General features: G+C 74.4%; 19 protein-coding genes and 1 pseudogene. 16 read left to right on the forward strand and 4 right to left on the reverse strand.

Features of this window, described 5'->3' with window-relative positions; all coding sequences use genetic code 11:
* Positions 1-97 precede the first annotated feature (97 nt).
* Together FRAEUI1C_RS18755 and FRAEUI1C_RS18760 are read left to right on the forward strand one after the other, a co-directional pair.
* Entirely contained in the window at positions 98-1,510 is a 1,413-nt protein-coding gene (locus FRAEUI1C_RS18755) for an amidohydrolase family protein (protein ID WP_013424903.1), read from the forward strand.
* Positions 1,511-1,559: 49 nt separating this feature from the next.
* Positions 1,560-2,171 carry a phosphoribosyltransferase family protein gene (locus tag FRAEUI1C_RS18760; protein WP_013424904.1) on the forward strand — a complete coding sequence of 204 codons (612 nt, stop codon included), beginning with the start codon at positions 1,560-1,562 and terminating at the stop codon, positions 2,169-2,171.
* 33 nt (positions 2,172-2,204) lie between these two features.
* Here FRAEUI1C_RS18760 and FRAEUI1C_RS18765 read toward each other — a convergent pair whose 3' ends face one another.
* Entirely contained in the window at positions 2,205-3,164 is a 960-nt protein-coding gene (locus FRAEUI1C_RS18765; RefSeq protein ID WP_013424905.1) for a zinc-binding dehydrogenase, read from the reverse strand.
* Positions 3,165-3,365: 201 nt separating this feature from the next.
* Between FRAEUI1C_RS18765 and FRAEUI1C_RS18770 the strand changes: the two genes are divergently transcribed.
* The 7 genes and pseudogenes from FRAEUI1C_RS18770 (at position 3,366) to FRAEUI1C_RS18795 (ending at position 10,893) form a co-directional block, all read left to right on the forward strand.
* Positions 3,366-3,746, forward strand: a complete 381-nt coding sequence (locus tag FRAEUI1C_RS18770; protein ID WP_013424906.1) for a TfoX/Sxy family protein — start codon at positions 3,366-3,368, stop codon at positions 3,744-3,746.
* A 322-nt stretch (positions 3,747-4,068) separates the two neighbouring features.
* Positions 4,069-5,328 carry a septum formation family protein gene (locus tag FRAEUI1C_RS18775; protein ID WP_157734982.1) on the forward strand — a complete coding sequence of 420 codons (1,260 nt, stop codon included), beginning with the start codon at positions 4,069-4,071 and terminating at the stop codon, positions 5,326-5,328.
* Between the two features lie 78 nt (positions 5,329-5,406).
* Positions 5,407-6,432, forward strand: coding sequence for a septum formation family protein (locus FRAEUI1C_RS36460; protein ID WP_013424908.1), 1,026 nt, complete (start codon positions 5,407-5,409; stop codon positions 6,430-6,432).
* 155 nt (positions 6,433-6,587) lie between these two features.
* The gene (locus FRAEUI1C_RS18785; RefSeq protein WP_013424909.1) at positions 6,588-8,060 is read left to right on the forward strand and encodes an amidase; all 1,473 of its coding nucleotides are present in this window, start codon (positions 6,588-6,590) and stop codon (positions 8,058-8,060) included.
* 383 nt (positions 8,061-8,443) lie between these two features.
* Positions 8,444-9,259: pseudogene (locus FRAEUI1C_RS42185) on the forward strand (ABC transporter transmembrane domain-containing protein); the annotation flags it as partial.
* Between the two features lie 240 nt (positions 9,260-9,499).
* Positions 9,500-10,243, forward strand: a complete 744-nt coding sequence (locus tag FRAEUI1C_RS42190) for an ABC transporter ATP-binding protein (RefSeq protein ID WP_438270031.1) — start codon at positions 9,500-9,502, stop codon at positions 10,241-10,243.
* 77 nt (positions 10,244-10,320) lie between these two features.
* Positions 10,321-10,893 (forward strand): Pycsar system effector family protein, encoded by a 573-nt coding sequence (locus tag FRAEUI1C_RS18795; protein WP_013424911.1) that lies wholly within the window; start codon positions 10,321-10,323, stop codon positions 10,891-10,893.
* A gap of 47 nt (positions 10,894-10,940) precedes the next feature.
* Here FRAEUI1C_RS18795 and FRAEUI1C_RS18800 read toward each other — a convergent pair whose 3' ends face one another.
* Both FRAEUI1C_RS18800 and FRAEUI1C_RS18805 read right to left on the reverse strand, forming a co-directional pair.
* On the reverse strand, positions 10,941-11,750 hold the full coding sequence (locus FRAEUI1C_RS18800; protein WP_013424912.1) for an MBL fold metallo-hydrolase: 810 nt from the start codon (positions 11,748-11,750) through the stop codon (positions 10,941-10,943).
* Positions 11,750-12,835 (reverse strand): S-(hydroxymethyl)mycothiol dehydrogenase, encoded by a 1,086-nt coding sequence (locus FRAEUI1C_RS18805; RefSeq protein ID WP_013424913.1) that lies wholly within the window; start codon positions 12,833-12,835, stop codon positions 11,750-11,752. Before FRAEUI1C_RS18805 ends, FRAEUI1C_RS18800 begins: the two co-directional genes overlap by 1 nt.
* Positions 12,836-13,231: 396 nt before the next feature.
* Here FRAEUI1C_RS18805 and FRAEUI1C_RS18810 point away from each other — a divergent pair, with 396 nt between their 5' ends.
* The 6 genes from FRAEUI1C_RS18810 to FRAEUI1C_RS18835 are packed head-to-tail and all read left to right on the forward strand — an operon-like array spanning position 13,232 to position 18,874.
* Positions 13,232-14,350 carry an aliphatic sulfonate ABC transporter substrate-binding protein gene (locus FRAEUI1C_RS18810; protein WP_013424914.1) on the forward strand — a complete coding sequence of 373 codons (1,119 nt, stop codon included), beginning with the start codon at positions 13,232-13,234 and terminating at the stop codon, positions 14,348-14,350.
* Positions 14,347-15,261 carry a TauD/TfdA dioxygenase family protein gene (locus FRAEUI1C_RS18815; RefSeq protein ID WP_013424915.1) on the forward strand — a complete coding sequence of 305 codons (915 nt, stop codon included), beginning with the start codon at positions 14,347-14,349 and terminating at the stop codon, positions 15,259-15,261. The genes FRAEUI1C_RS18810 and FRAEUI1C_RS18815 overlap by 4 nt, the downstream gene beginning before the upstream one ends.
* Positions 15,258-16,163 carry an ABC transporter permease gene (locus tag FRAEUI1C_RS18820; RefSeq protein WP_013424916.1) on the forward strand — a complete coding sequence of 302 codons (906 nt, stop codon included), beginning with the start codon at positions 15,258-15,260 and terminating at the stop codon, positions 16,161-16,163. Before FRAEUI1C_RS18815 ends, FRAEUI1C_RS18820 begins: the two co-directional genes overlap by 4 nt.
* On the forward strand, positions 16,160-17,050 hold the full coding sequence (locus FRAEUI1C_RS18825) for an ABC transporter ATP-binding protein (RefSeq protein WP_013424917.1): 891 nt from the start codon (positions 16,160-16,162) through the stop codon (positions 17,048-17,050). The genes FRAEUI1C_RS18820 and FRAEUI1C_RS18825 overlap by 4 nt, the downstream gene beginning before the upstream one ends.
* Positions 17,051-17,102: 52 nt before the next feature.
* The gene (locus FRAEUI1C_RS18830) at positions 17,103-17,861 is read left to right on the forward strand and encodes a TetR/AcrR family transcriptional regulator (RefSeq protein ID WP_013424918.1); all 759 of its coding nucleotides are present in this window, start codon (positions 17,103-17,105) and stop codon (positions 17,859-17,861) included.
* A 47-nt stretch (positions 17,862-17,908) separates the two neighbouring features.
* A complete protein-coding gene (locus tag FRAEUI1C_RS18835) occupies positions 17,909-18,874 on the forward strand; it encodes a TauD/TfdA dioxygenase family protein (RefSeq protein WP_013424919.1) in 966 nt (321 codons plus the stop codon).
* A gap of 43 nt (positions 18,875-18,917) precedes the next feature.
* On the opposite strand, the gene FRAEUI1C_RS18840 is transcribed toward FRAEUI1C_RS18835, so the two are convergent.
* Entirely contained in the window at positions 18,918-19,706 is a 789-nt protein-coding gene (locus tag FRAEUI1C_RS18840; RefSeq protein ID WP_013424920.1) for a YqjF family protein, read from the reverse strand.
* A 209-nt stretch (positions 19,707-19,915) separates the two neighbouring features.
* On the opposite strand from FRAEUI1C_RS18840, the gene FRAEUI1C_RS18845 reads away from it, so the two are divergent.
* The gene (locus FRAEUI1C_RS18845) at positions 19,916-20,734 is read left to right on the forward strand and encodes an ABC transporter permease (RefSeq protein ID WP_013424921.1); all 819 of its coding nucleotides are present in this window, start codon (positions 19,916-19,918) and stop codon (positions 20,732-20,734) included.
* Position 20,735 lies beyond the last annotated feature (1 nt).

Here is a 20,735-nt window from a genome sequence, read left to right on the forward strand (position 1 = left end):
ACGGCCGCCCGTCCCCCGGGCGGCCTCGCCGTCCGGGACCACCCCGCCGTCGAGGGCCATCAGGGCGAAATGTCGGCGAGGTAGGGTCCGGCGCGTCATGGCCGATCTCCTGCTGCACTCCGCCGCCGCCGTGGTCACCATGGACGGCCCCGCCGGGACCGGCCGCGGCGTGCTCGACGGTGGCTGGGTCGCCGTCGACGGCGGCCGGATCGCCGCCGTCGGCGGCCCCGGCGACCCTCGGCCCGACGCGCGCGAGGCCGTCGACCTGACCGGGCACGTCGTGCTGCCGGGGCTGGTCAGCGCGCACCAGCACTCGATGGACTACCTGCTGCGGGCAAGCACCGCCCAGCCGGCCGACTTCCCGGGCTGGCTGTTCGGCGTCTACTACCGCGGCGTCGCCGCGATGACGCCGGACGACGCCCGGCTGGCCGCGGCCCTGTCGGCGCTCGCCAGCCAGCGGGCCGGCGTCACCACTGTCTGTGACAACTGGGGGGTGGCCGGCGGGGCCGCGCCCGGCCACGTCCTGGACTGCGCCGACGCGACACTCGACGCCTACCGCCAGGCCGGCGGCCGGGTCGTCCTCACCCGGATGCTCGGCGACGTCGTCCCGTCCGCGCTCGCCGAGGCCGCCGCCGCCCACGGCGTCGACCCGTCGGTCCTGGTCGCCCCCGCCGGCCGGGTGCTCGGCGAGCTGCGCGCGCTGATGGACCGGTTCCCGGCCGGCGGGCGGGTCGTCGTCTGCCCGGCCCCCGAGCTGCCGGAGATGGCTTCTCCCGGGCTGCGCACGGCCGTCGTCGAGCTGGCCCGGAGCCGGCGGGTGCCGTTGTGCACCCATCTGGCCGCGTCGCCGCCGAGCGCGGCCGCGGCGCCGCTGGCCGAGCTGGACGCCGCCGGCGTGCTGGGGCCCTGGCTGCTCGGCGCGCACGCGGCCGCCGTCGACGCCGAGGACGTCGCGCTGCTGGCCCGCCGCGACGTGCGGGTCGCGCACTGCCCGACGGCGTCGGCCGCGCTCGGCGGGCCGGTGACCCCTGTCGCCACGCTGCGCCGCGCCGGCGTCACCGTGGGCCTCGGGGTCGACAACCCGAGCCTCAACCCTGACGCCGACCTGATCGCCGAGGCGCGCTGGGCGGCCCGGCTCGCCCGCCTGCGTGCCGGCGACCCGCGGGCCGGCGGGAAGCTCGACGAGACGGCGCTGCTGCGGATGATGACCGTCGACGGCGCCCGCTGCCTGGGCCTCGATGACGAGATCGGCCGGCTGCGCCCCGGGCTGCGGGCCGATGTCGCCGTCCTCGACGCGTCCGGCTCGCACTGGTGGCCCCGGGTCGCCGACTGGCCGGCGGCCGTCGTGCGCCACGCCCGCGCGTCCGACGTCCGCCACGTGCTGGTCGACGGCCGCTGGGTGCTGCGCGACGGCGCCCCGACCTGGCTCGGCGGCGCCGCGCTGGGCGCGCTGCGGGCCGACGCCGACCGGGCGGCCACCGGCCTGCTCGCGCGCGCGGGACTGACATGACGGCACGGCCGTGGCGAACCGACGAACAAGTGATGAGGGAGCAGCCGAGATGGCGGACGAGCGGGCGACCTACCGCGCGACGGTCGGGTCGCAGGAGATCGAGCTGCCGCTCACCCGGATCTCCGAAGACCTGACCGTCGCGCTGCTGATGACGATCGACGTCGGCGTGGCGTTCCTCCAGCGGGCGGGCACCGACCTCGCGGCGCTGCTGGCCCCGAGCCGGCCCCAGGTCGTCGTCTCGGCGGCCACCCTGGGCATCCCGGTCGCGATCGAGGTCAGCCGGGCGCTCGGGCTCGACGACTACGTGATCCTGCAGAAGACGCCGAAGGCGCACCTCGCCGACGCCCTCGCCGAGCCGCTCCAGTCGATCACGACCGGGGTGCCGCAGCGGCTGCTGCTGGACCGGGCCCGGGTGCCGGCCGTCGCCGGGCGGCGGGTGGCGCTGGTCGACGACGTCATCGCGACGGGCGGCTCGATCGCGGCGTCGCTGCGCCTGCTGCGCGCCGCCGGCGCCGACGTCGTCACGATCGGCGCGCTGCTCGTCGAGGGCGCCGCGTGGGGGCCCGCGCTGGGCGCGGACGCGGCGCTGGTCACCGCCCTCGGCCGGATCCCGGTCTTCCGCCCGACGGCCACCGGCGGGCTCGCCGAGGACTGGGACTGAGCCCCGTGCGCCAACGCCGGTGGCGTCCGACGGTCAGCGCCGGACGACGAGCAGGGTCTTGCCGACGGTGGCGCGGGCGGCGATCGCGACGTGGGCCGCGGCGGCCTCCTCCAGCGGGAAACGCTGCCCGATCAGGGGGCGCAGGCCACCCGCCGCGGCCGCCGCGAGCGCCGCCCGCAGGTACCGGCGGTTGTCGGCCGGACTCGGCCGCCCCCGCACGACCGTGACCCCCCGCTCCGCCGCCTCCTCGTCGGTCACCGCGGCCCAGCTGCCGCTGGTCAGCCCGTAGCAGAGCAGCCGCCCGCCGGGGGCGAGCAGGTCGAACGCGGCCCGGCCGACCGCCCCGCCCACGCCGTCGAGGGCGACGTCGACGGCGCCCACCGCGTCGCGCACCTCGTCCGGCCAGGCCTCGCGCAGGTAGTCGACGCCCACCTGGGCACCGAGATCCGCGGCCAGCGCCACCTTCGCGGCACCGCCGGCCGCGGCGACGACCGTCGCTCCGGCCGCCCGGGCCAGCTGCACCAGCATCGAGCCGACCCCGCCCGCCGCGCCGTCGACCAGCACCCGCTCGCCGGGGGCGACCTTCGTCGCGTCCAGCAGCCAGCTGGCGGTCCGGCCGTCGGCGAGCACCGCGGTCGCCACGTCGACGCCGAGACCGTCGGGCACCTCGACCAGGCTGTCGACGTCGGCCGCCACCCGTTCGGCGTAGCCACCGGAACCACCCAGGCTGGCGACGACCGGGCGGCCCAGCAGCCCCGGGTCCACGCCCGCGCCGACCTCGGCCACGACACCGCCGACCCCGTTGCCCGGGATGACCGGCGCCGTGACCTGGAACGGACCAGGGGCACCCGAGCGGATCAGCGTGTCGAGGAACGTCACGTTCACCACCTCGACCTGGACGACGACCTGGCCCGGCCCGGCGACCGGGTCCGGCGCCGTCCCGGCCACGAGCATCTCGGGGCCACCGAACTCCCGCAACCACACCGCGCGCATGCGTCTCCCTCAGGTCGGCCGGCCCTACCGGCCCAGTCGACAACCTCAAGCCCGGATGAGGTCAACGGGCCGCGCGCAGAAGTTGTCGGTGGCCTTGGTGACAATGTCGGCGGCGGAGCACCGGCGGGCCGGCGACGCGGGCCGGCGACGGCTCGCGGCCATGGCGCCGGGTACGCGGCGCACGGCGAGGGAGGTCTGGCGATGGCGTTCGACGCGGAGCTGGCGGAGCGGGTCCGGGACGTGCTCGGGCCGCGAGCCGGGCTGGCCGAGAAGCGCATGTTCAGCGGGCTCGCGTTCCTGCTCGACGGGAACATGGTGTGCGCCGTGATGTCCAGGGGCCTGATGCTGCGCGTCGGCCCCGACGCCTACCCGACCGCGATCATCCAGGACGGGGTGAGCCCGTTCGAGATGCGGGGCCGCGCGATGAACGGCTGGGTGCTCGTCGACCCCGCGGCCGTCGCCGGCACCGACGCGCTGATCGACTGGCTCGACCAGGGCGTGCGGTTCGCCGGCGGCCTCCCGCCCGGGGGCACCGCCAAGAAGAAGGCGAGCAGGCGGACGGCCCGCGGCGCGGCCTCGTAGGTCCGGACGCCACCGCGCGCCGGCACCGCTCAGACGCGGGCAATTCAGCCCTTCGCGACATAGCGCAGTAATATGCGCGCCACAGTTCTTGCACCTCCCGCGAGGTCCGGCAGGCCGGGCGACGTCACCGTGACGCGCGCCCGCGGCCCGGCCGGGCTGACGCGCGGCCCAGCCGTGGCGACAGACAGGTGGACCGGGAAACACCCCACCGGCCGCGGGGACGGCGCCGACCGGCACCAGCCGGATGAACCAGGACATCCGGGGCGCTACCGTCCCGGCGCCCGACCGGGGCGCCGCGCCCCGGGCCGACGAAGGGGGAGCCGTGACAGACGACGTGGCCGAGGACCCTGACGCACCGGGCGAACCGCGGCCGGGCCGCGCCCGGCGCGCCAGGAAGGGCCAGGACGACGACCCGTTCGCCGACCTGGTGCTGGACGAGTCGTTCGTCAAGGGCGCGTCGGTCTACGAGGCCCCGGCCCGCACCCGCGCGGCGGTCCGCCGCTACTCCGCCGACGGGCCGGCCACGTCCGGGACCCGCCGCCGGACCCGGCGGACGAAGACGCCGGCGCCGGCGACGTCTCCCCGTGACTGGAGCCCGGCCGAGGAGCCCCGCTCCAGGCGGCGCGGCCGGCTGCTGATCGGTGTCGGCACGGTCCTGGTCCTCGTGCTGGGCGCCGGATACCTGCTGTTCGGCGACGTCCTGCACCACTCGCCGCGTTCGGCGCCCGCGGCCGCCGCCACCCCGGCCGGCACGCTGACCGCGAGCCCCACGGCCGCGACGGACCCGCCGGCCGAGCTGGCCGACCGCGCCTACCAGCGCGGGCACTGCTACCTGTGGGACCAGACGGCCGACCTCGCCCGCGTCGACGAGGTGACCTGCGACAGTCCACACCTGTTCGAGGCGGCGGCCGACGGGACCGTCAGCATCGCCGACGAGTTCCCCCTGCGCGCCGGCTACCCGACTGAGGACCAGTGGCAGGACATCGAGAAGCGCTACTGCCTGGCGACCGTGGAGAAGTTCCTCGGCTACCCGCTGGACCCCCACGGCCGGTTCCACAACGGGGCGATCCGCCCCGCCGAGGACAGCTGGCAGGCCGGGCGCCGGGTCCTGCACTGCGGCCTGAACGGCTCCGTCCCGGGTCAGGTGGTGACGAACGGCGACCAGCAGCTGTTCTCCGGGAAGATCGAGGGCGCCGACCAGGCCTGGGTCTACCCCGTCGGCACCTGCGTGTCCGCGCCGGACGCCAGCCAGACCACCCATGTGGTCCCCTGCGCCGAGCCGCACCGGTCGGTCGCGATCGGGACCGGCCGCCTGCCCGACACCCCGGACGGCGCGCCGCCGTCGCTGGCCTCCTTCGTCCAGCAGGCCGCGGCGCGGTGCGCGGCCGTCGCGCGCGGCGCTCTCGGCCAGTCGTTCCGCGAGACGACGACCGAGCGGATCGGTTTCTACCCGATCGACCCCGAAAGCTGGCGGGCCGGAACCCGGGAGTTCACCTGCACCATCGACTACACAACTGCGGCAAACCAGCCACGGACGGTGACAGGCGACCAACTTCACCCCGCGCAGGGCGTCCTCGCCTGACGAATCTGGCAAGACTAGGACCGGTGGCCGCGTCCCGGCCGCTCCCCCGTTCACCGCCGAACAGAGGTTGAGAACCAGGTGACTGACTGGAAGCCCTGGCGACGGTCGTTCTGGTGGGGGCGGGGCGCGGTCGGGCTGGACGTGGTGCTCGTGCTCGCCGCGGTCACGGTCGGCGTGCTGGCGTTCGGCCCGACCGGGCGGCACGACGCGACCACGGCCGGCGACGACGGAGCGGCCACCGCGACGACGGCGCCCGAGCCGACCGCCACCGGCGACGTCACCCTCGACCACCTCGACTTCCGGCGCGGCGACTGCTACCGCTGGGCCCAGGGCACGGCTCGCGACGGCGCCGCCGAGCACGTGCCGTGCGCCGAGCCGCACCTGTTCGAGGCGGTGTCGACCGCGACGCTCGACCCCGGCCTGTACCCGGCGGGCGGCGCCTACCCGACGGAGACCGGCTGGGCCACGATCACCGACAGGCTGTGCGCCCCGGCGGCGTCGGAGTTCCTCGGCTACCCGCTGGACCCGGACGGCCTGTTCGCGACCGGCGCGGTCCGGCCGTCGACGAGCAGCTGGGACGAGGGTGACCGCGGCCTGGTCTGCGGGCTGCGCAAGCGCTCGCTGGTCGCCGACCCGGCGGCGGGCGAGCTGCCGGCGTTCACCGGGATCGTCGAGGGCGCCGACCAGTCGCTGGTCTACCCGGCGGGCTCGTGCCTGGCCGAGACCGCCGACGGGGTCCGGGGCACGGTGCCCTGCGACGCCCCGCACCAGGGCCTGGCCGTCGGCGCGATCACGCTGCCCGCGCGGCCCGGCGAGGTCGCCCCCGACACCAGCCAGTTCCAGCTGCTCGCCGAGCCACGCTGCATGGCCATCGCCAAGACCTACCTGGGCCAGGACTTCCACGACTCGCCGACCGCGCAGACCGGCTGGGTCTGGATCTCGGCGGCCAGCTGGAAGGCGGGCTCCCGGTCGTTCACCTGCACCGTCGACTACCGGACCGCGACCGGCTCCCCGCGGACGGTCACCGGCGCGCCGACGGGGCCGGCCCTGCCGGCGAACCCGGCGGCGCCGCCGGGCGCGCTCACCGGCACCCTGGCGGCCTAGAACCGCCTGCCGGCGCGCGCCCGGATCGCGCAGGTGGCACGATCACGGCGTCCGGCGCGCCGAGTCCGGCGAGCCGGCCGACCACGCCCGCCCGTCGGTGTCGGCCGACAGCCGGGCCGCTCGGTGGCAGGCACGGATCTCACGGTGGAGGGGCGATGGACTTCGCGCGGTACCGGTCGCTGGACGCGACGGCGATGGCCGAGCTGGTGGCCGGCGGCGAGGTGAAGCCGGCCGAGCTGCTCGCCGCGGCCCGCGACCGCGCCGCCGCCGTCAACCCACGGCTCAACGCGATCATCCGGCCGATGGACGACCTCGCCGACGCCCGCCTGGACGAGGAGCTGTCCGGCCCGTTCGCCGGGGTGCCGTTCCTACTGAAGGATCTCGGCCAGGACTACGCCGGTGTGCCGACGTCGGCGGGGTGCCGGGCCCTGAAGAACTACATACCGACCGAGCACGCGACGGTCGTCCAGCGCTGGCTCGACGCCGGCCTGGTGATCTTCGGCAAGACCAACACCCCCGAGTTCGGCTCCAAGGGCATCACCGAGCCCGCGCTGTGGGGACCGACCCGCAACCCGTGGAACCTGGCGCACACACCCGGCGGGTCCTCCGGCGGCTCCGCGGCCGCGGTCGCCGCCGGGATCGTGCCGGTGGCGGGCGCGAACGACGGCGGTGGGTCCATCCGCATCCCGGCCGCCTGCTGCGGCCTGTTCGGCCTGAAGGCCGGCCGTGGCGTCGTCCCGCACGGCCCCGCCGAGGGCGACGGCAACGCGATGTCGGCGCAGGGCGTGGTCTCCCGCTCGGTCCGCGACACCGCCGCGATGCTCGACGTCCTCGCCGGCGCCGACCCGTACGCCCCGTCGCTGCCGGCCACCCTGCCGCCCGGCAGCTACCTGGCCGAGGTGGGCCGCGAACCGGGCCGGCTGCGGATCGGGGTGCGCACGACGTCCGCGCTCAACCCGACGCCGTCCCCCGAGGCCGTCGCCGCGCTGGACGACGCGACCGCGCTGCTGCGCGAGCTGGGCCACGACGTCGAGGCCGTCGAGCAGGTCGTCGACGAGAAGGCCCTGGCGACGGACTTCCTGACCGCCTGGTACGTGAAGACCGCGCATCTGGTCGCCCAGGCGCGGGCCGCCGGCGGTGACGGCTTCGAGACGGACACGTTGATCATCGCGGAGCTCGGCCGGACCACCGACGCGCTGTCCCTGGAGCTGGCCCGGTCGCGCTGGCACGGCTACACCCGGGCGCTGGTGGACTTCCACCGCCGCTACGACCTGCTGCTCACCCCGACGCTCGCCCGCGAGCCATTGAAGGTCGCCGAGGTCACCACGTCGGCGCTGGAGACGGCCGCCGGCATGGCCCTGGTCCGGCTGCGGGCCGGCACGCTGCTGCGCCGGCTCGGGGTGATCGAGAAGGCGGTGCTGGCGAACCTGAGCTGGGTGCCGTTCACCCAGCTGGCGAACCTGACCGGGCGGCCCGCGATGAGCGTTCCGCTGTACTGGACCGCCGGCGGCCTGCCGCTCGGTGTGCAGTTCGTCGCCCCGCTCGGCGGCGAGGGCACGCTGCTGCGCGTCGCCGCCCAGTTGGAGGCCGCCCGTCCCTGGTTCGACCGGGTACCCGACCTGGCCTGATCATCCGGGCAAGATCATCGAGCCGGTCGGCCGTGGCTCGTCAACGGCGTGGACAACGACGTTAGAACAGAAAAATGAGATGCGACGGACGCCGGGGCCGGGCGATCCTTGTTCTCATGCACACCGAGACCGAAAGAGCTGGGTCGCGCGGGCCCTGGCGAAAACGAGCCAGGGCCCGCGGCCGCCGGGCACGCGCGCGGCGTCCGGTAACGGCGGACGGCCTGGCCGGTGCTCTCGCGTCCACGCCCGGTCCGCAACCAGCCGGTCCACAATCAGCCGGTCCACAATCAGCCGGAAATGCCCGCACACCCGGCCAGCCGGCCGTGGACGGTAAGCCCGTCCAGTCGGGCGGGCACGCGGGCCTTCGTTCCTATCTCCGCTTCATGTGGACGTTCCGCCGGTCGGTGCTCGCCGTCGTCGCCGTCTTCGTCGTCGCCGACATCGCGCTCGCGGTCATTCCGCTGTTCATCGGCCGGTTCGTCGCCGCGCTGGCGAGCACCCCGCACGGCCATGTAGTCGCCTTCACCACGGCGCTGATCGCCTGCAGCGTCTGCCACGACCTGTTCTGGCGGTCCGCCGAGCTGATGTACATGAAGTGGCTCAACCCGCGGGGCTACGACTACCAGAACCTGCTGTTCCGCCGGGTGATCGACCAGGAGTACCCGTACTTCGCCGGCCGGGCCACCGGCAAGGTGAGCGGCTACGCGCGCACGCTGGGGCAGGAGTTCCGGGACTTCCTGGACAATGTCTGCTTCAACTACGTGGAACTGGCCGTCAAGCTGCCGTCGATCGTGCTGATCATGTTCACGGTGAACCTGCCGACCGGCCTGCTGTTCAGCGCGGCCATTCTGGTGATGCTTCTGGTCGGGCGGCGGACGGCGGCCCGTTCGGCCCGGGAGGAGAAGCGTTCGACCGACGTCAACGCGGAGATGGAAAGCTACATCATCGACGTCGTCGCGAACTTCGTCAGCGTGAAGTCCTTCCGCCGGGAGAATGACGAGCACCAGCTGGTCGTCGAACGCCGCCGGGACGTGGTCAGCGCGTCCAACCGGTCGATGTTCTGGGCCATCATGTTCTGGGGCTCGATGAGCCTGGTCGTGCGTTACCTGGTCTGGCCCGGCGCGCTTCTGCTGAACCTCTACCTCTATCTGCACCACGAGCTGACGATCGGCCAGCTGACCACCTTCCTGTCGGCGCTGCTCATCTTCTCGGACTTCATCTGGGGCGCGATCTGGGAGACCTCCCAGCTCAACCTGCGGCTGGCCCGGGTGGAAGAGGCGTACGCCTACCTGTTCGGCGACCGGGACGTGCTGGACGACGACGCGTTCCCCGACCCGGACGCTCCGGGCCCGGAGGAGATTCCGGCCCAGGTGGCGGCGGACGTCCCCCGCCCGCCGGTCGCCGCGGTCCCGGCCCCGGCCGGGGGCGGCTCGCGGCCGCTGGGCCGCCTCGAACTGCGCGACATCACGTTCGCCTATCCGGACAACCCGGCGATCCGGGTGCTGGACGGGGTGACGCTGACGATCGAGCCCCGGGAGAAGGTCGGCGTCGTCGGGCGGTCGGGCAGCGGCAAGACGACGCTGCTCAAGCTGCTGCTCGGCTACTACCGGCTGCCGCTCGGGACGGTCGCGCTGGACGGCCGGACGATCCCGAACCGGCGGCTGGCCGCGGCGATCTCCTATGTGCCGCAGGACATCTCGCTGTTCCACCGGTCGATCCGCGACAACATCACGTACGGGGCGCCCGGGGACCTCGAGGACGCCGACGTGCACGAGGCGGCCCGCCGGGCGCACGCGCACGAGTTCATCGTCCGCGCCGCGCAGGGCTACGACACGCTGGTCGGCGAGCGGGGGATCAAGCTGTCCACCGGCCAGCGCCAGCGGATCGCGATCGCCCGCGCGCTGCTCGACCAGAAGCCGCTGCTGGTGCTGGACGAGGCGACGAGCGCCCTGGACAGCGAGAGCGAGCGGCTGGTCCAGCACGCCCTGGAGGGTCTCTGGGCGGACCGGACCGTGATCGCCGTCGCGCACCGGCTGTCCACGCTGCTGCGGATGGACCGCATCGTCGTCGTCGACAACGGCCGCATCGTCGAGCAGGGCAGCCACCAGCAGCTGCTGGACGCCCGGGGCGACTACCACCGTCTCTGGCAGCAGCAGTCCGGCGAAATGCTGGTCAGCGACTGACCGAGTCAGCTTCCCGGCCCCGGCTATTCATCGTTAAACTGCGGTGTTTCCAATAGCCGGGGTATCGGGGGGCCGAAATGACCGGGTCAGGAACTGGCGGGACGGCGTCATCGAGCCAGCCGGGTGGCAGCGCGCCTGCCCAGGACGTCAACGCGGACGGCGCGGTCTCGGCCATCGAGATGATGAGCGGCTGGATCAACAACGCCGACGGCAAGATCGGCATCCTCGCCGCGGCGCTCGCGGTCCTCGGCGGCGCGGTGGCGAAGGACAAGGACACCATCTTCCGGATGTTCGGCGATCTGACCGGGCATGGGCACGGCGCCTTCGCCGTCCGCAACGGCCTGGCCGTGGCCTTCTTCTGCCTCGGCGTGATCGCGCTCGCGGTGGCCGCCTACAGCCTCTACCGCGGGATCCGGCCGCGCACGCCGAACGACGGCCCGAGCCGCTTCTCCTATCCCCACCTGTCGACCATCACCGTCCAGGACGCGCTGGCGCTGTCCCCGGCGACCCAGCGCGAGGAGGCGTGGCGGCAGGCCCACACGCTCGCGGTCATCGCCATGGCGAAGTTCGGCAACTTCCGGCGCGCCCTCACCTTCGCCGGAATCGCCGCCCTGCTCTTCCTGGTCTGGATGTTCGTCCTGCCCAGCTGATGCCCCGGTGACCGCGACCGGGCCGGTCGTGCGCGCCGGTCCGGCGGTCAGTGGCCCCGGTCGAGCCAGCTCTGCCTCGCGGGAGCCTCCGCGCCGATGGTGGTCGCGCGGCCGTGGCCGGTGCGGACCGTCGTCGTCGCGGGCAGGCCCAGCAGCTGGCTCGTGATCGAGTCGATGATGGTCGGGAAGTCGGAGAACGACCGGCCGGTCGCGCCCGGGCCGCCCTGGAACAGCGTGTCGCCGGTGAACACCGTGTTCAGGTCGGGCGCGTGGAGGGACACGCTGCCCCAGGTGTGGCCGGGCGTGTGCAGGGCGGTCAGGGTGACCGCGTCCGCGCCGGTGCCGACGGTGAACGCCTGGCCGGCCTCGATCTCGTGGTCGGGGGCGCGGCCGGGGTGGGTGCGGTCCCACAGCTCGCGGTCGGCCGGGTGCAGCCAGATCTGGGCGCCGGTCGCGGCGGCGACCGCCAGGGCCGCGTCGACGTGGTCGTCGTGGGCGTGGGTGCACAGGATCGCCGCGAGGTGGCGGTCGCCGACCGCGGCCACGATCGCCTTCGCGTCGTGCGGGGCGTCGAGGACGACGCACTCCTCGTCATCGCCGATCAGGTAGACGTTGTTGTCCACGTTCCACCGGCCGCCGTCGAGCGAGAAGACCCCCGAGGTGATCAGGTGGTCGATCCGGACCCGCCCGCCCGGCTGCGCGCCGTGCGCCGTACGGGCCCAGGCGACCGTGCGCGCCGAGTCGCCCGCCTCCGGCGCGGCCTCGGCCCCGTTCGAGGCGGCATCGCGGGCGTCGGGGCTCCCGTCGGCCGACACGGCGGCGGACCCGTCGGCGCCGCGCTCCCCCGGGGCGCACATCAGAGCATCACCACCGAGCGCAGGACGTCGCCGCGCTTCATCGCGTCGAAGGCGGCCTCGACGTCGGTGAGGGCGATCTTCTCGGAGACGAACGTGTCCAGCGGCAGCCGGCCCTGCAGGTAGAGGTCGATGAGCATCGGGAAGTCGCGGTCGGGCAGGCAGTCGCCGTACCAGGAGGACTTCAGCCGGCCGCCGCGGCCGAAGACGTCGAGCAGCGGGAGCTCCAGCGTCATGTCCGGCGTCGGGACGCCCACGAGGACGACCGTGCCGGCGAGGTCGCGGGCGTAGAACGCCTGCTTCCAGGTCTCCGGGCGCCCGACCGCGTCGATGACGACGTCGGCGCCGAAGCCACCGGTCAGCGCCTGGATGGCGGCCACCGGGTCGCCGCTGCGTGAGTTGACCGTGTGGGTCGCGCCCAGCGTCGTCGCGAGGGCCAGCTTCCGGTCGTCCACGTCCACCGCGATGATCTTCGCGGCGCCGGCGAGACGCGCGCCGGCGATCGCGGCGCCGCCGACGCCGCCGCAGCCGATCACGGCCACGCTGTCGCCCCGGCCGACCTCGCCGGTGTTCATCGCCGCCCCGAGGCCGGCCATGACCCCGCAGCCGAGCAGGCCGGCGACCTCCGGCGGGGCGGCCGGGTCGACCTTGGTGCACTGGCCGGCGGCGACCAGCGTCGTCTCCAGGAACGCGCCGATCCCGAGCGCCGGCGACAGCGCGGTGCCGTCCTCGAGGGTCATCTTCTGGGTGGCGTTCGCGGTGTCGAAGCAGTACCAGGGCCGGCCCCGCTGGCAGGCGCGGCACTGCCCGCAGACGGCGCGCCAGTTCAGCACCACGTAGTCCCCGGGCACGACGTTCGTGACGCCAGGGCCGACCTCGCTGACGACCCCGGCGGCCTCGTGGCCGAGCAGGAACGGGTAGTCGTCGGAGATCCCGCCCTCGCGGTAGTGGAAGTCGGTGTGGCAGACCCCGCAGGCCTTGACGTCGACACTCACCTCACCGGGGCCGGGATCCGGCACGACGACGGTGCGCAGCTCGACCGGCGCGCCCTTGCGCATCGACACGACGCCCTTGACCTGACGGCTCACCGCTCGTCCTCCGCTCGCCTCGACCGCGTGATGGCGTTCACCCGGTCCTTGGTCATCGTCACGTGCTGGCCACGCCGAAGCAACGTCCGCGTGTCCCGCGGCGCGAAGTCGGCCGTGCCCCGAGGGCCCCAGTGCCGGGAGTGGACGGTGCTCGGCGCGGACGGGCGCCGAGGCGGCCGGTCCGCGCGTGGCCCGGCGTCGACGGGCCCGGCCGGCCGGGCCCAGATTACGCAAGATCGGCCTGAAACAATAGAGCAGTATTCCCATCAAGTATGTTGACAAACAACTGACTTAACTGCTTCAGTGGGCACGTCAAAGCGCCGGCCGATCCGTCGGGCGCATTCCCCCAGCCGCGCCGGGGCGCCGCGCGGTATTCCACCCCTCCCAAGGAGTCCCGTGGTCACGCCTGCCCTCCGGGCCGGCCGAGGCCGGTTCGCGCCGGCCGTTTTCCGGCCTCGGCACCCAGCCAGGCCGGCGGCGGCCCGGCCGCGCCGCGCCGTCGTCCTGGCCGCCCTCGGCGCCTTCCTCGCCGTCACCGCACTGGCCGCCTGCGGCTCCAGCTCCGGCTCCAGCGGCTCGGGCGGCGCCTCGGCGGCCGCGACCAGCTACCCGACGGCCATCCCGGCCGGGACCAGGCTGCGCGTCGGCGACCAGAGCCAGCTGAAGCCGGCGCTCGACCTGTCCGGCCAGAGCGCCGGCACGCCGTACGCGCTCAGCTGGTCGACGTTCGCGTCCGGCCCGCTGCTGCTGGAGGCCTTCCGCGCCGGCGCCGTCGACGTCGGCTACGTCGCGGACACCCCGCCGGTGCTCGCGGCGGCCTCCGGCCAGGACCTCGCGGTGATCGCCACCTGGCACAACCCGCCGGGCCAGCTGGTCCTCGCCACGAAGCCGGGCAGCGACATCCACTCGGTGGCGGACCTGAAGGGCAGGAAGGTCGCGATCACCACCGGCACCATCCTGCAGGCCTACCTGCTGCGCTCGCTCGACGCGGCGCACCTGGCCCAGAAGGACGTCAGCCCGGTCAACCTGGCGATCACCGACATCTCCAGCGCCCTGGCCCGCGGCGACGTCGACGCCGGCGTCGTGCCCGAGCCGCTGGCCAGCACGTACCTGAGCGCCAACCCGACCGCCCACAAGGTCACCGGCGCCGACGCGTCGCCGGTCACCCAGTACCTGATCACGACCCACAAGGTGCTGTCCGACCCGGCGAAGGCGGCCGCGCTCGGCGACTTCGTGGCGCGCTGGGTGAAGGCCGCGGGCTGGCGCGACGGCCACACGTCCGAGTTCATCCAGAAGTACTACGTCGACCAGCAGAAGGTGCCCGCGGCCACCGCGAAGGTCCTCGTCGGCACCGGTGTGCCGTCGGCGTTCGTCCCGATCGACGCGACGAGCGTCGGCGCCGCCCAGAAACTCGCCGACCTTTTCTTCTCCAGCGGGGTTCTCCCCAGGAAGGTCGACATCTCCAAGGTTTTCGACGCCCGTTACAACGCCGCGGTCAAGGAGGCCCAGCAATGACGCTCACCCAGGAATCCGCCACGTCGGTCAGCCTCGACGTGCGGCCGTTGTCCGGGTACATCGGCGCCGAGATCCACGGCGTGGACCTCACCCGGCCGCTGGCGCCCGAGGTCGTCGCCGAGATCCGGGCCACCCTGCTGAAGTGGAAGGTCGTCTTCTTCCGCGACCAGCACGTCACCCCGGCCCAGCAGATCGCGTTCGGCCGCCAGTTCGGCCAGGTCACGCCGGGCCACCCGACGCTGCCGACGCTGGAGGGCCACCCGGAGATCTTCCCGCTGGACAGCAAGAGCTACGACGCCGCCGAGGGGATCAGCGTCAAGAGCCTCTGGCACACCGACGTGACGTTCGTGCACAACCCGCCGATGGGCTCGATCCTGCGCGGCGTCGTCATCCCGCCGTACGGCGGCGACACCCAGTGGACGAACCTGGTCACCGCCTACGAGACGCTGTCCGAGCCGCTGCGCGCGTTCATCGACGGCCTGCACGCCGTGCACGTCAACCAGCTGCACCTGGAGCACGGTGATGGCGCGAAGCTGCTCGCGATGTTCTCGAAGAAGTCCTTCGAAAGCATTCACCCGGTGGTGCGGGTGCACCCGGAGACCGGCGAGCGGGCACTGTTCGTCAATCCGAACTTCACCCAGCGGATCGTCGAGCTGAGCAACACCGAGAGCGCGCAGATCCTGAGCCTGCTGTACCAGCACCTGGCCACGCCGGCCTTCACGGTCCGGTTCCGCTGGGAGCCGGACAGCGTCGCGTTCTGGGACAACCGGGCCACCGCCCACCTCGTCCCGACCGACTACGGCCACCTCGGCCACGAGCGGGTCATGCACCGGATCACCCTGGCCGGCGACATCCCGGTCGGCGTGCACGGCGAGCAGTCCGAGACCCGCGAGGGCGGGTCGTTCGCGTGACGTCGCTCGCCCTCGACGGCTCCGGCCGCGCGGCGCCGGCCGGGCCGGCCGGCGCCGCGGCAGGGGATCCGGCGGCGGCCGGCCCGGCGGCGGGGCTGGTCGAGATCGCGCTGGCGGACCCGCTGCGGCCGGCCCGCCGGCCGGTGCCGAAGTCGCTGCGCCGGCTGCTCGGGCCGGTGCTGCTGGTCGCGTTCTGGCAGCTCGGCTCGTCGACCGGGCTGATCCAGCCGGACATCCTCGCCGGGCCGTGGACCGTCCTGCACACCGGCTACTCGCTGGCCGCCGACGGCACGCTGGGGCACAACCTGGCGATCTCGCTGCGGCGGGTCGCGCTCGGCCTGCTGTTCGGGGTCGCCGCCGCGGTGGTGCTGGCAGTCGTGGCCGGGCTGTTCCAGCTCGGCGAGGACCTCGTCGACGCGCCGGTGCAGATCCTGCGGGCCGTGCCGATCCTCGGCCTGGTGCCGCTGGCGATCCTCTGGTTCGGCATCGGCGAGCACGTGAAGGTCTTCCTGGTCGCGCTCGGCACCGCGTTCCCCGTCTACATCAACACGTTCGCGGCCATCCGCGGCGTCGACGGGCGGTTCGTCGAGCTGGCCCGCACCGTCCGGCTCGGCCGGCTCGCGCTGATCCGCCGCGTCGTGCTGCCGGGCGCGCTGCCCGGGTTCCTGGTCGGCCTGCGGTTCGCGTTGACCATCTCGTGGCTGATCCTCGTGGTCAGCGAGCAGATCAACGCCTCCAGCGGCATCGGCTACCTGATGGACCAGGCCCGCACGTTCGGCCAGACCGACGTGATCGTCGTCGGCCTCGCCGTCTACGGCGTGCTCGGCCTGCTCTCCGACGCGCTCGTCCGCCTGCTCGAACGCCGCGCGCTGGCCTGGCGCCGAGGCCTGGAGGCAACATGACCACGCAGACGACGTCCCGCGCGCCCGCCCTCGCCGTCGTCCCGGCGCCCGCTCCCGCACCAGCCGCCGCGGCCGGTGACCCGGAGGGGCCCGCGGTGCGGGTCCGGGACGTCCGCCGCGAGTTCGGCGGGCGGGTCGTACTCGACGGGATCGACCTCGACATCGCGGCGGGCGAGTTCGTCGCGCTGCTCGGCCGGTCCGGCTCGGGCAAGAGCACCCTGCTGCGGATCCTCGCCGGCCTCGACGCCGGGGCGACCGGGCGCGCGACCGTGCCCGAGCGCAACGCGGTCGTCTTCCAGGACCCACGGCTGCTGCCCTGGGCGCGGGTGGCCGACAACGTGACCCTCGGTCTGAAGGGCCGCGAGGCCCGCGGCCAGGCCCGGGACGCGCTCGCCGAGGTCGGCCTCGCCGGCCGGGAGCGGGACTGGCCGGCGACGCTGTCCGGCGGCGAGGCGCAGCGCGCCGCGCTCGCCCGCGCGCTGGTCCGCTCCCCCGGCCTGCTGCTGCTCGACGAGCCGTTCGGCGCGCTGGACGCGCTGACCCGGATCCGGATGCACCGGCTGCTGCGTGACCTGTGCCGGCGGCACCGCCCGGCGGTGCTGCTCGTGACCCACGACGTCGACGAGGCGATCCTGCTCGCCGACCGGGTCGCCGTCCTCACCGACGGGCGACTCTCCTACGACGAGCGGGTCAGGCTCTCACATGACGAGCAGGGGCGGCTCTCACACGACGAGCAGGGGCGGCTCTCCGGACCGCGCCACCGGTCCGACCCGGAGTTCGCCGCGCTGCGGGCCCGGCTGCTCGCCGAGCTCGGCGTCACCGACGACGAGGCCGAGAGCCGCCCGGGCGCCGCACCCGGCGCCGCGGCGGAGATCGGGGACGCCTAGGCTGCGGGACGGGTTAGCGACAGGCGCGCCCGCCGGCGATCCGGAGCGGACCGTGACCGACACGTCGAGGGCGACGCCGCGCGCCGAGGGCCGCCCGCGCGCCGGGCGCCCGCCGGCCGCCACGGCCGCGGACGACCCGGCGGCCGCCGGGCAGCGGTCGCGGGAGGCCAGAGAGCGGCTGCTGCTGACCGCGGAACAGCTCTACGCCGAGCAGGGCATCGCCGCGGTGTCGCTGCGCCAGATCTGCCGGGCCGCCGGCAACGGCAACAACAACGCGGTGCAGTACCACTTCGGCGACGAGCGCGGGCTGTTCGAGGCGATCATCGCGCACCGGGTCCCGCGCCTGGACCGGCGCCGCGCCGAGCTGCTGGCCGCGGCCCGCGCGGCCGGCCTCGACCAGTCCGTGCGCGGGCTGGTGGACGTGCTGTTCCGGCCGCTCGCCGAGGAGGCGCGCCGGCTGGACAGCAGCTACGTCGGGTTCCTCGGCCGGTTCGTCTCGGCGCCGCCTGACCGCCACCCGTGGTTCGCCGGCGGCGAGCCGGCCGGGCCGGTGGGCCACGAGGTGTCCCTGGCGATCCTGGACCGCCTCCCGCAGGCCCCGGCGGCGCTGCGCGGCCTGCGGCTGCGGCACGTCGTCGAGCTGTGCCTCGCCGCCCTCGCCGGGTTCGGCCAGCTGCCCGCCACCAGCGGCAGCGAGGCCGTCGCGTACGACCTCTTCGTCACCGACCTTTTCGACATGGCGGCGGCCGCCCTGACCGCCGCGTCCTCGGCCGTCGATTCCCCCTCTCACGGGGTCGCCGAAAACAGTTGACTTAACAGTGGTCGGCGCCATGCTGGGGTGACCAGGGAGGCGCAGCCGTGACAACTGTGAACGAGAACTCCGACGCGACCGAGGCCCGGCCGGGGCCGACGGCCACGCTGGACGTCCGGCCGATGTCCGGGCACATCGGTGCCGAGATCTTCGGCGTCGACCTTTCCGAGCCGCTCGCCCCGGCGGTCACCGCCGAGATCCGGGCCGCACTGCTCGCCTGGAAGGTCATCTTCTTCCGCGACCAGCGGCTGACGCCGGACCAGCACATCGCCTTCGGGCGGCTGTTCGGCGAGGTCGGCCCCGGCCATCCGACGCTCCCCACCCTGGAGGGCCACCCGGAGATCCTGGCGCTGGACACCCGCGCGTACGCCGGCCTGGACTCCTCGGGCGACCGGCGCGGCGACGGCGGCATCCGGATCAAGAGCCTCTGGCACACCGACGTGACGTTCCTGCGCACCCCGCCGATGGGCTCGATCCTGCGCGGCGTGCTCGTCCCGCCGTATGGCGGCGACACGAACTTCCTGAACCTCGTCACCGCCTACGAGACGCTCTCGGCGCCGCTGCGTGACCTCGTCGACGGGCTGCACGCCGTCCACGTCAACCAGCTTCACCTCGACCGGGGTGACAGCAGCAAGCTGTCCGCCCTGTTCGCCAGCTCGCCGCTGGAGGCGGTCCACCCCGTGGTCCGGGTCCACCCGGAGACCGGTGAGCGGGCGCTGTTCGTGAATCCGACCTTCACGACCCGGATCGTCGAGCTGACGAACACCGAGAGCGCCCACGTGCTGAATCTGCTCTACCAGCACATGACGAACCTGGAGTTCACCTGCCGGTTCCGCTGGCAGCCCGGCGACCTGGCCTTCTGGGACAACCGGGCGACAGCGCACCTGGTGCCCACCGACCACGGGACCGCCGGGTTCGACCGGGTGATGCACCGCATCACGATCACCGGCGACGTCCCCGTCGGCGTCGACGGCGTCGAGTCGACCGTGCGGGACGCCAGCGCCCTGACCTGAGGCTCAGCGCCCTGACCTGAGGCTCAGCGCCCTGACCTGAGGCTCAGGCTTCCGGGCGGCCGATGCGGACGTCGACGCCCGGGGAGTAGTGGACCAGCGGCTCGCCGGCCGGCGCCGGCAGGCCGGCGGCGGTCAGCAGCGCGTCGTCGAGGTCGAGCAGCTCGGCGCTGTGCAGCGGCCACGGCAGGTGCCAGGCACGGGCGGTGCGCGGGGCACCCGACCGGACCGGGCTGAACAGCCGGAACCGCGCGGTGAGGAAGTGGTCGCGGTCGTCCAGCCGCGCCGGGGCGATCGGCTCCCCCGGCCGGACCACCACCCGGCTCGTCGCGTCCGCGCGGCTGGCGGCGCCGCCGGGCCCGGGCCAGCGGCGCCGGCAGGTGTAGGTCGTCGTGCCCGCCACGGCGTCCCCGTCGGGACGGTCCTCGTCGAGGCGCATCGCGGACCAGAAGTACGGCAGCCGGTAGGTCGTCCTCGCGGTGGCGACCGCGCCGAACCGGGCCGCGTCCAGCGAGAAGAACCAGATCCCCGGCCGGCCCTGCTCGTCGCGCACGTACGTCCGGACGTTGGTCTCCGGGAAGTACGACGCCCACGGCACCCCGAGGCCGCGCCGCCCGGTCGTCACCCGCATGAAGAACGGCACCAGGCTCACCCACGCCGCCCCGGCACAGGTCTCGGCCTCCAGGCCGGCCGGCAGCAGCGCCTGGACCGCGGCCGGCTCGTAGGCCCAGTGCAGGAACGTCAGCCGCTCCCAGCGCTGGCGCATCACCGGCCGCTCGACCGTGAACGGGCACTCGCCAGGGCCGGCCCCCGCGGGCACGCTCTCGACCGTCATGGGGCCATCCTCCGCCGTGACGGTCGGCCGACCAGCGCCGGGACCGGGACCGCCGGCACCGGCCGGGCGGCTGGTCGGTCCCGGACCACAACGAGGGTCACCCCGGCCCCCGGATATGCCGACAAGAACCGAGTGCTGCCGTTACGGTCGGTAAGGACGCGCCGGGGCTGACGACCGGCGCGCCACCACCGCGCGTACCCGGGGGGAACGTGACCGTCGCAGTCGTCCCCGAGGCGCGGGCCTGGTGGGCCATCGCGGCGGCGAGCGCCCGGTCCCACGTCGCCTACCGGGTGACCGTCGCCGCCTCGGTGCTGTCGAACGTGACGCTGACGGTGCTGCGCGGCTACATCGCGCAGGCCGTGTGGACGGCCCGGCCGGGGCTCGCCGGCTACGACGTGACGCGGGCCGTGACCTTCGTCGTCCTCGGGCAGGCCCTGACCTCGACGTTCGCCGTCTTCGGCGGCATGATCGACGTCCCGTGGCGGGTCGAGAACGGCGCGATCGCCGTCGACCTCGCCCGGCCGTTCGGGTTCCTGCGCTGGTGGCTGGCCCGGGAGATCGGCCGGGCCGGCGTCTTCCTGGTCAGCCGGGCGGTGCCGGCGGGGCTCGTCGGGCTCGCGGTCTTCGGCGCCCGGCCACCGGCGTCGACGGCGGCGGCCCTGGGGTTCGCCGCGAGCCTGCCGCTCGCGCTGCTCGTCGCGTTCGCCCTGCGTTACCTGGTGGCGCTGACGGCGTTCTGGATCACCGACGTGCGCGGCGCGCTCGCGGTCTCGTCGCTGGCCCTGATGTTCTTCTCGGGCGCGGTGCTGCCGTTGACCATCTTCCCCGGCGCCTTCGGGGCCGTCGCCCGGGCACTGCCGTTCGGCGCGGTCGTCCAGGTGCCGATGGACATCTACCTGCGCCCGACCGGCGGTCCCGGGATCGGCCACGAGCTGGGGTTCCAGGCGGTGTGGGCCGTCGCCCTGCTGCTGGGCGCGCGGCTGGCCACGGGGCGGGCGCTGCGCCGCCTGGTCGTGCAGGGCGGCTGAG

It is taken from the genome of Pseudofrankia inefficax (genome assembly GCF_000166135.1).
GTDB lineage: Bacteria > Actinomycetota > Actinomycetes > Frankiales > Frankiaceae > Pseudofrankia > Pseudofrankia inefficax.

Coding starts and splice junctions, on each gene's coding strand:
- FRAEUI1C_RS18795 (WP_013424911.1), top strand. CDS start 10,321: ATGACCGGGTCAGGAACTGGCGGGACGGCGTCATCGAGCCAGCCGGGT.
- FRAEUI1C_RS18770 (WP_013424906.1), top strand. CDS start 3,366: ATGGCGTTCGACGCGGAGCTGGCGGAGCGGGTCCGGGACGTGCTCGGG.
- FRAEUI1C_RS18815 (WP_013424915.1), top strand. CDS start 14,347: ATGACGCTCACCCAGGAATCCGCCACGTCGGTCAGCCTCGACGTGCGG.
- FRAEUI1C_RS18785 (WP_013424909.1), top strand. CDS start 6,588: ATGGACTTCGCGCGGTACCGGTCGCTGGACGCGACGGCGATGGCCGAG.
- FRAEUI1C_RS18840 (WP_013424920.1), bottom strand. CDS start 19,706: ATGACGGTCGAGAGCGTGCCCGCGGGGGCCGGCCCTGGCGAGTGCCCG.
- FRAEUI1C_RS18800 (WP_013424912.1), bottom strand. CDS start 11,750: ATGTGCGCCCCGGGGGAGCGCGGCGCCGACGGGTCCGCCGCCGTGTCG.
- FRAEUI1C_RS18755 (WP_013424903.1), top strand. CDS start 98: ATGGCCGATCTCCTGCTGCACTCCGCCGCCGCCGTGGTCACCATGGAC.
- FRAEUI1C_RS18760 (WP_013424904.1), top strand. CDS start 1,560: ATGGCGGACGAGCGGGCGACCTACCGCGCGACGGTCGGGTCGCAGGAG.
- FRAEUI1C_RS18825 (WP_013424917.1), top strand. CDS start 16,160: ATGACCACGCAGACGACGTCCCGCGCGCCCGCCCTCGCCGTCGTCCCG.
- FRAEUI1C_RS18765 (WP_013424905.1), bottom strand. CDS start 3,164: ATGCGCGCGGTGTGGTTGCGGGAGTTCGGTGGCCCCGAGATGCTCGTG.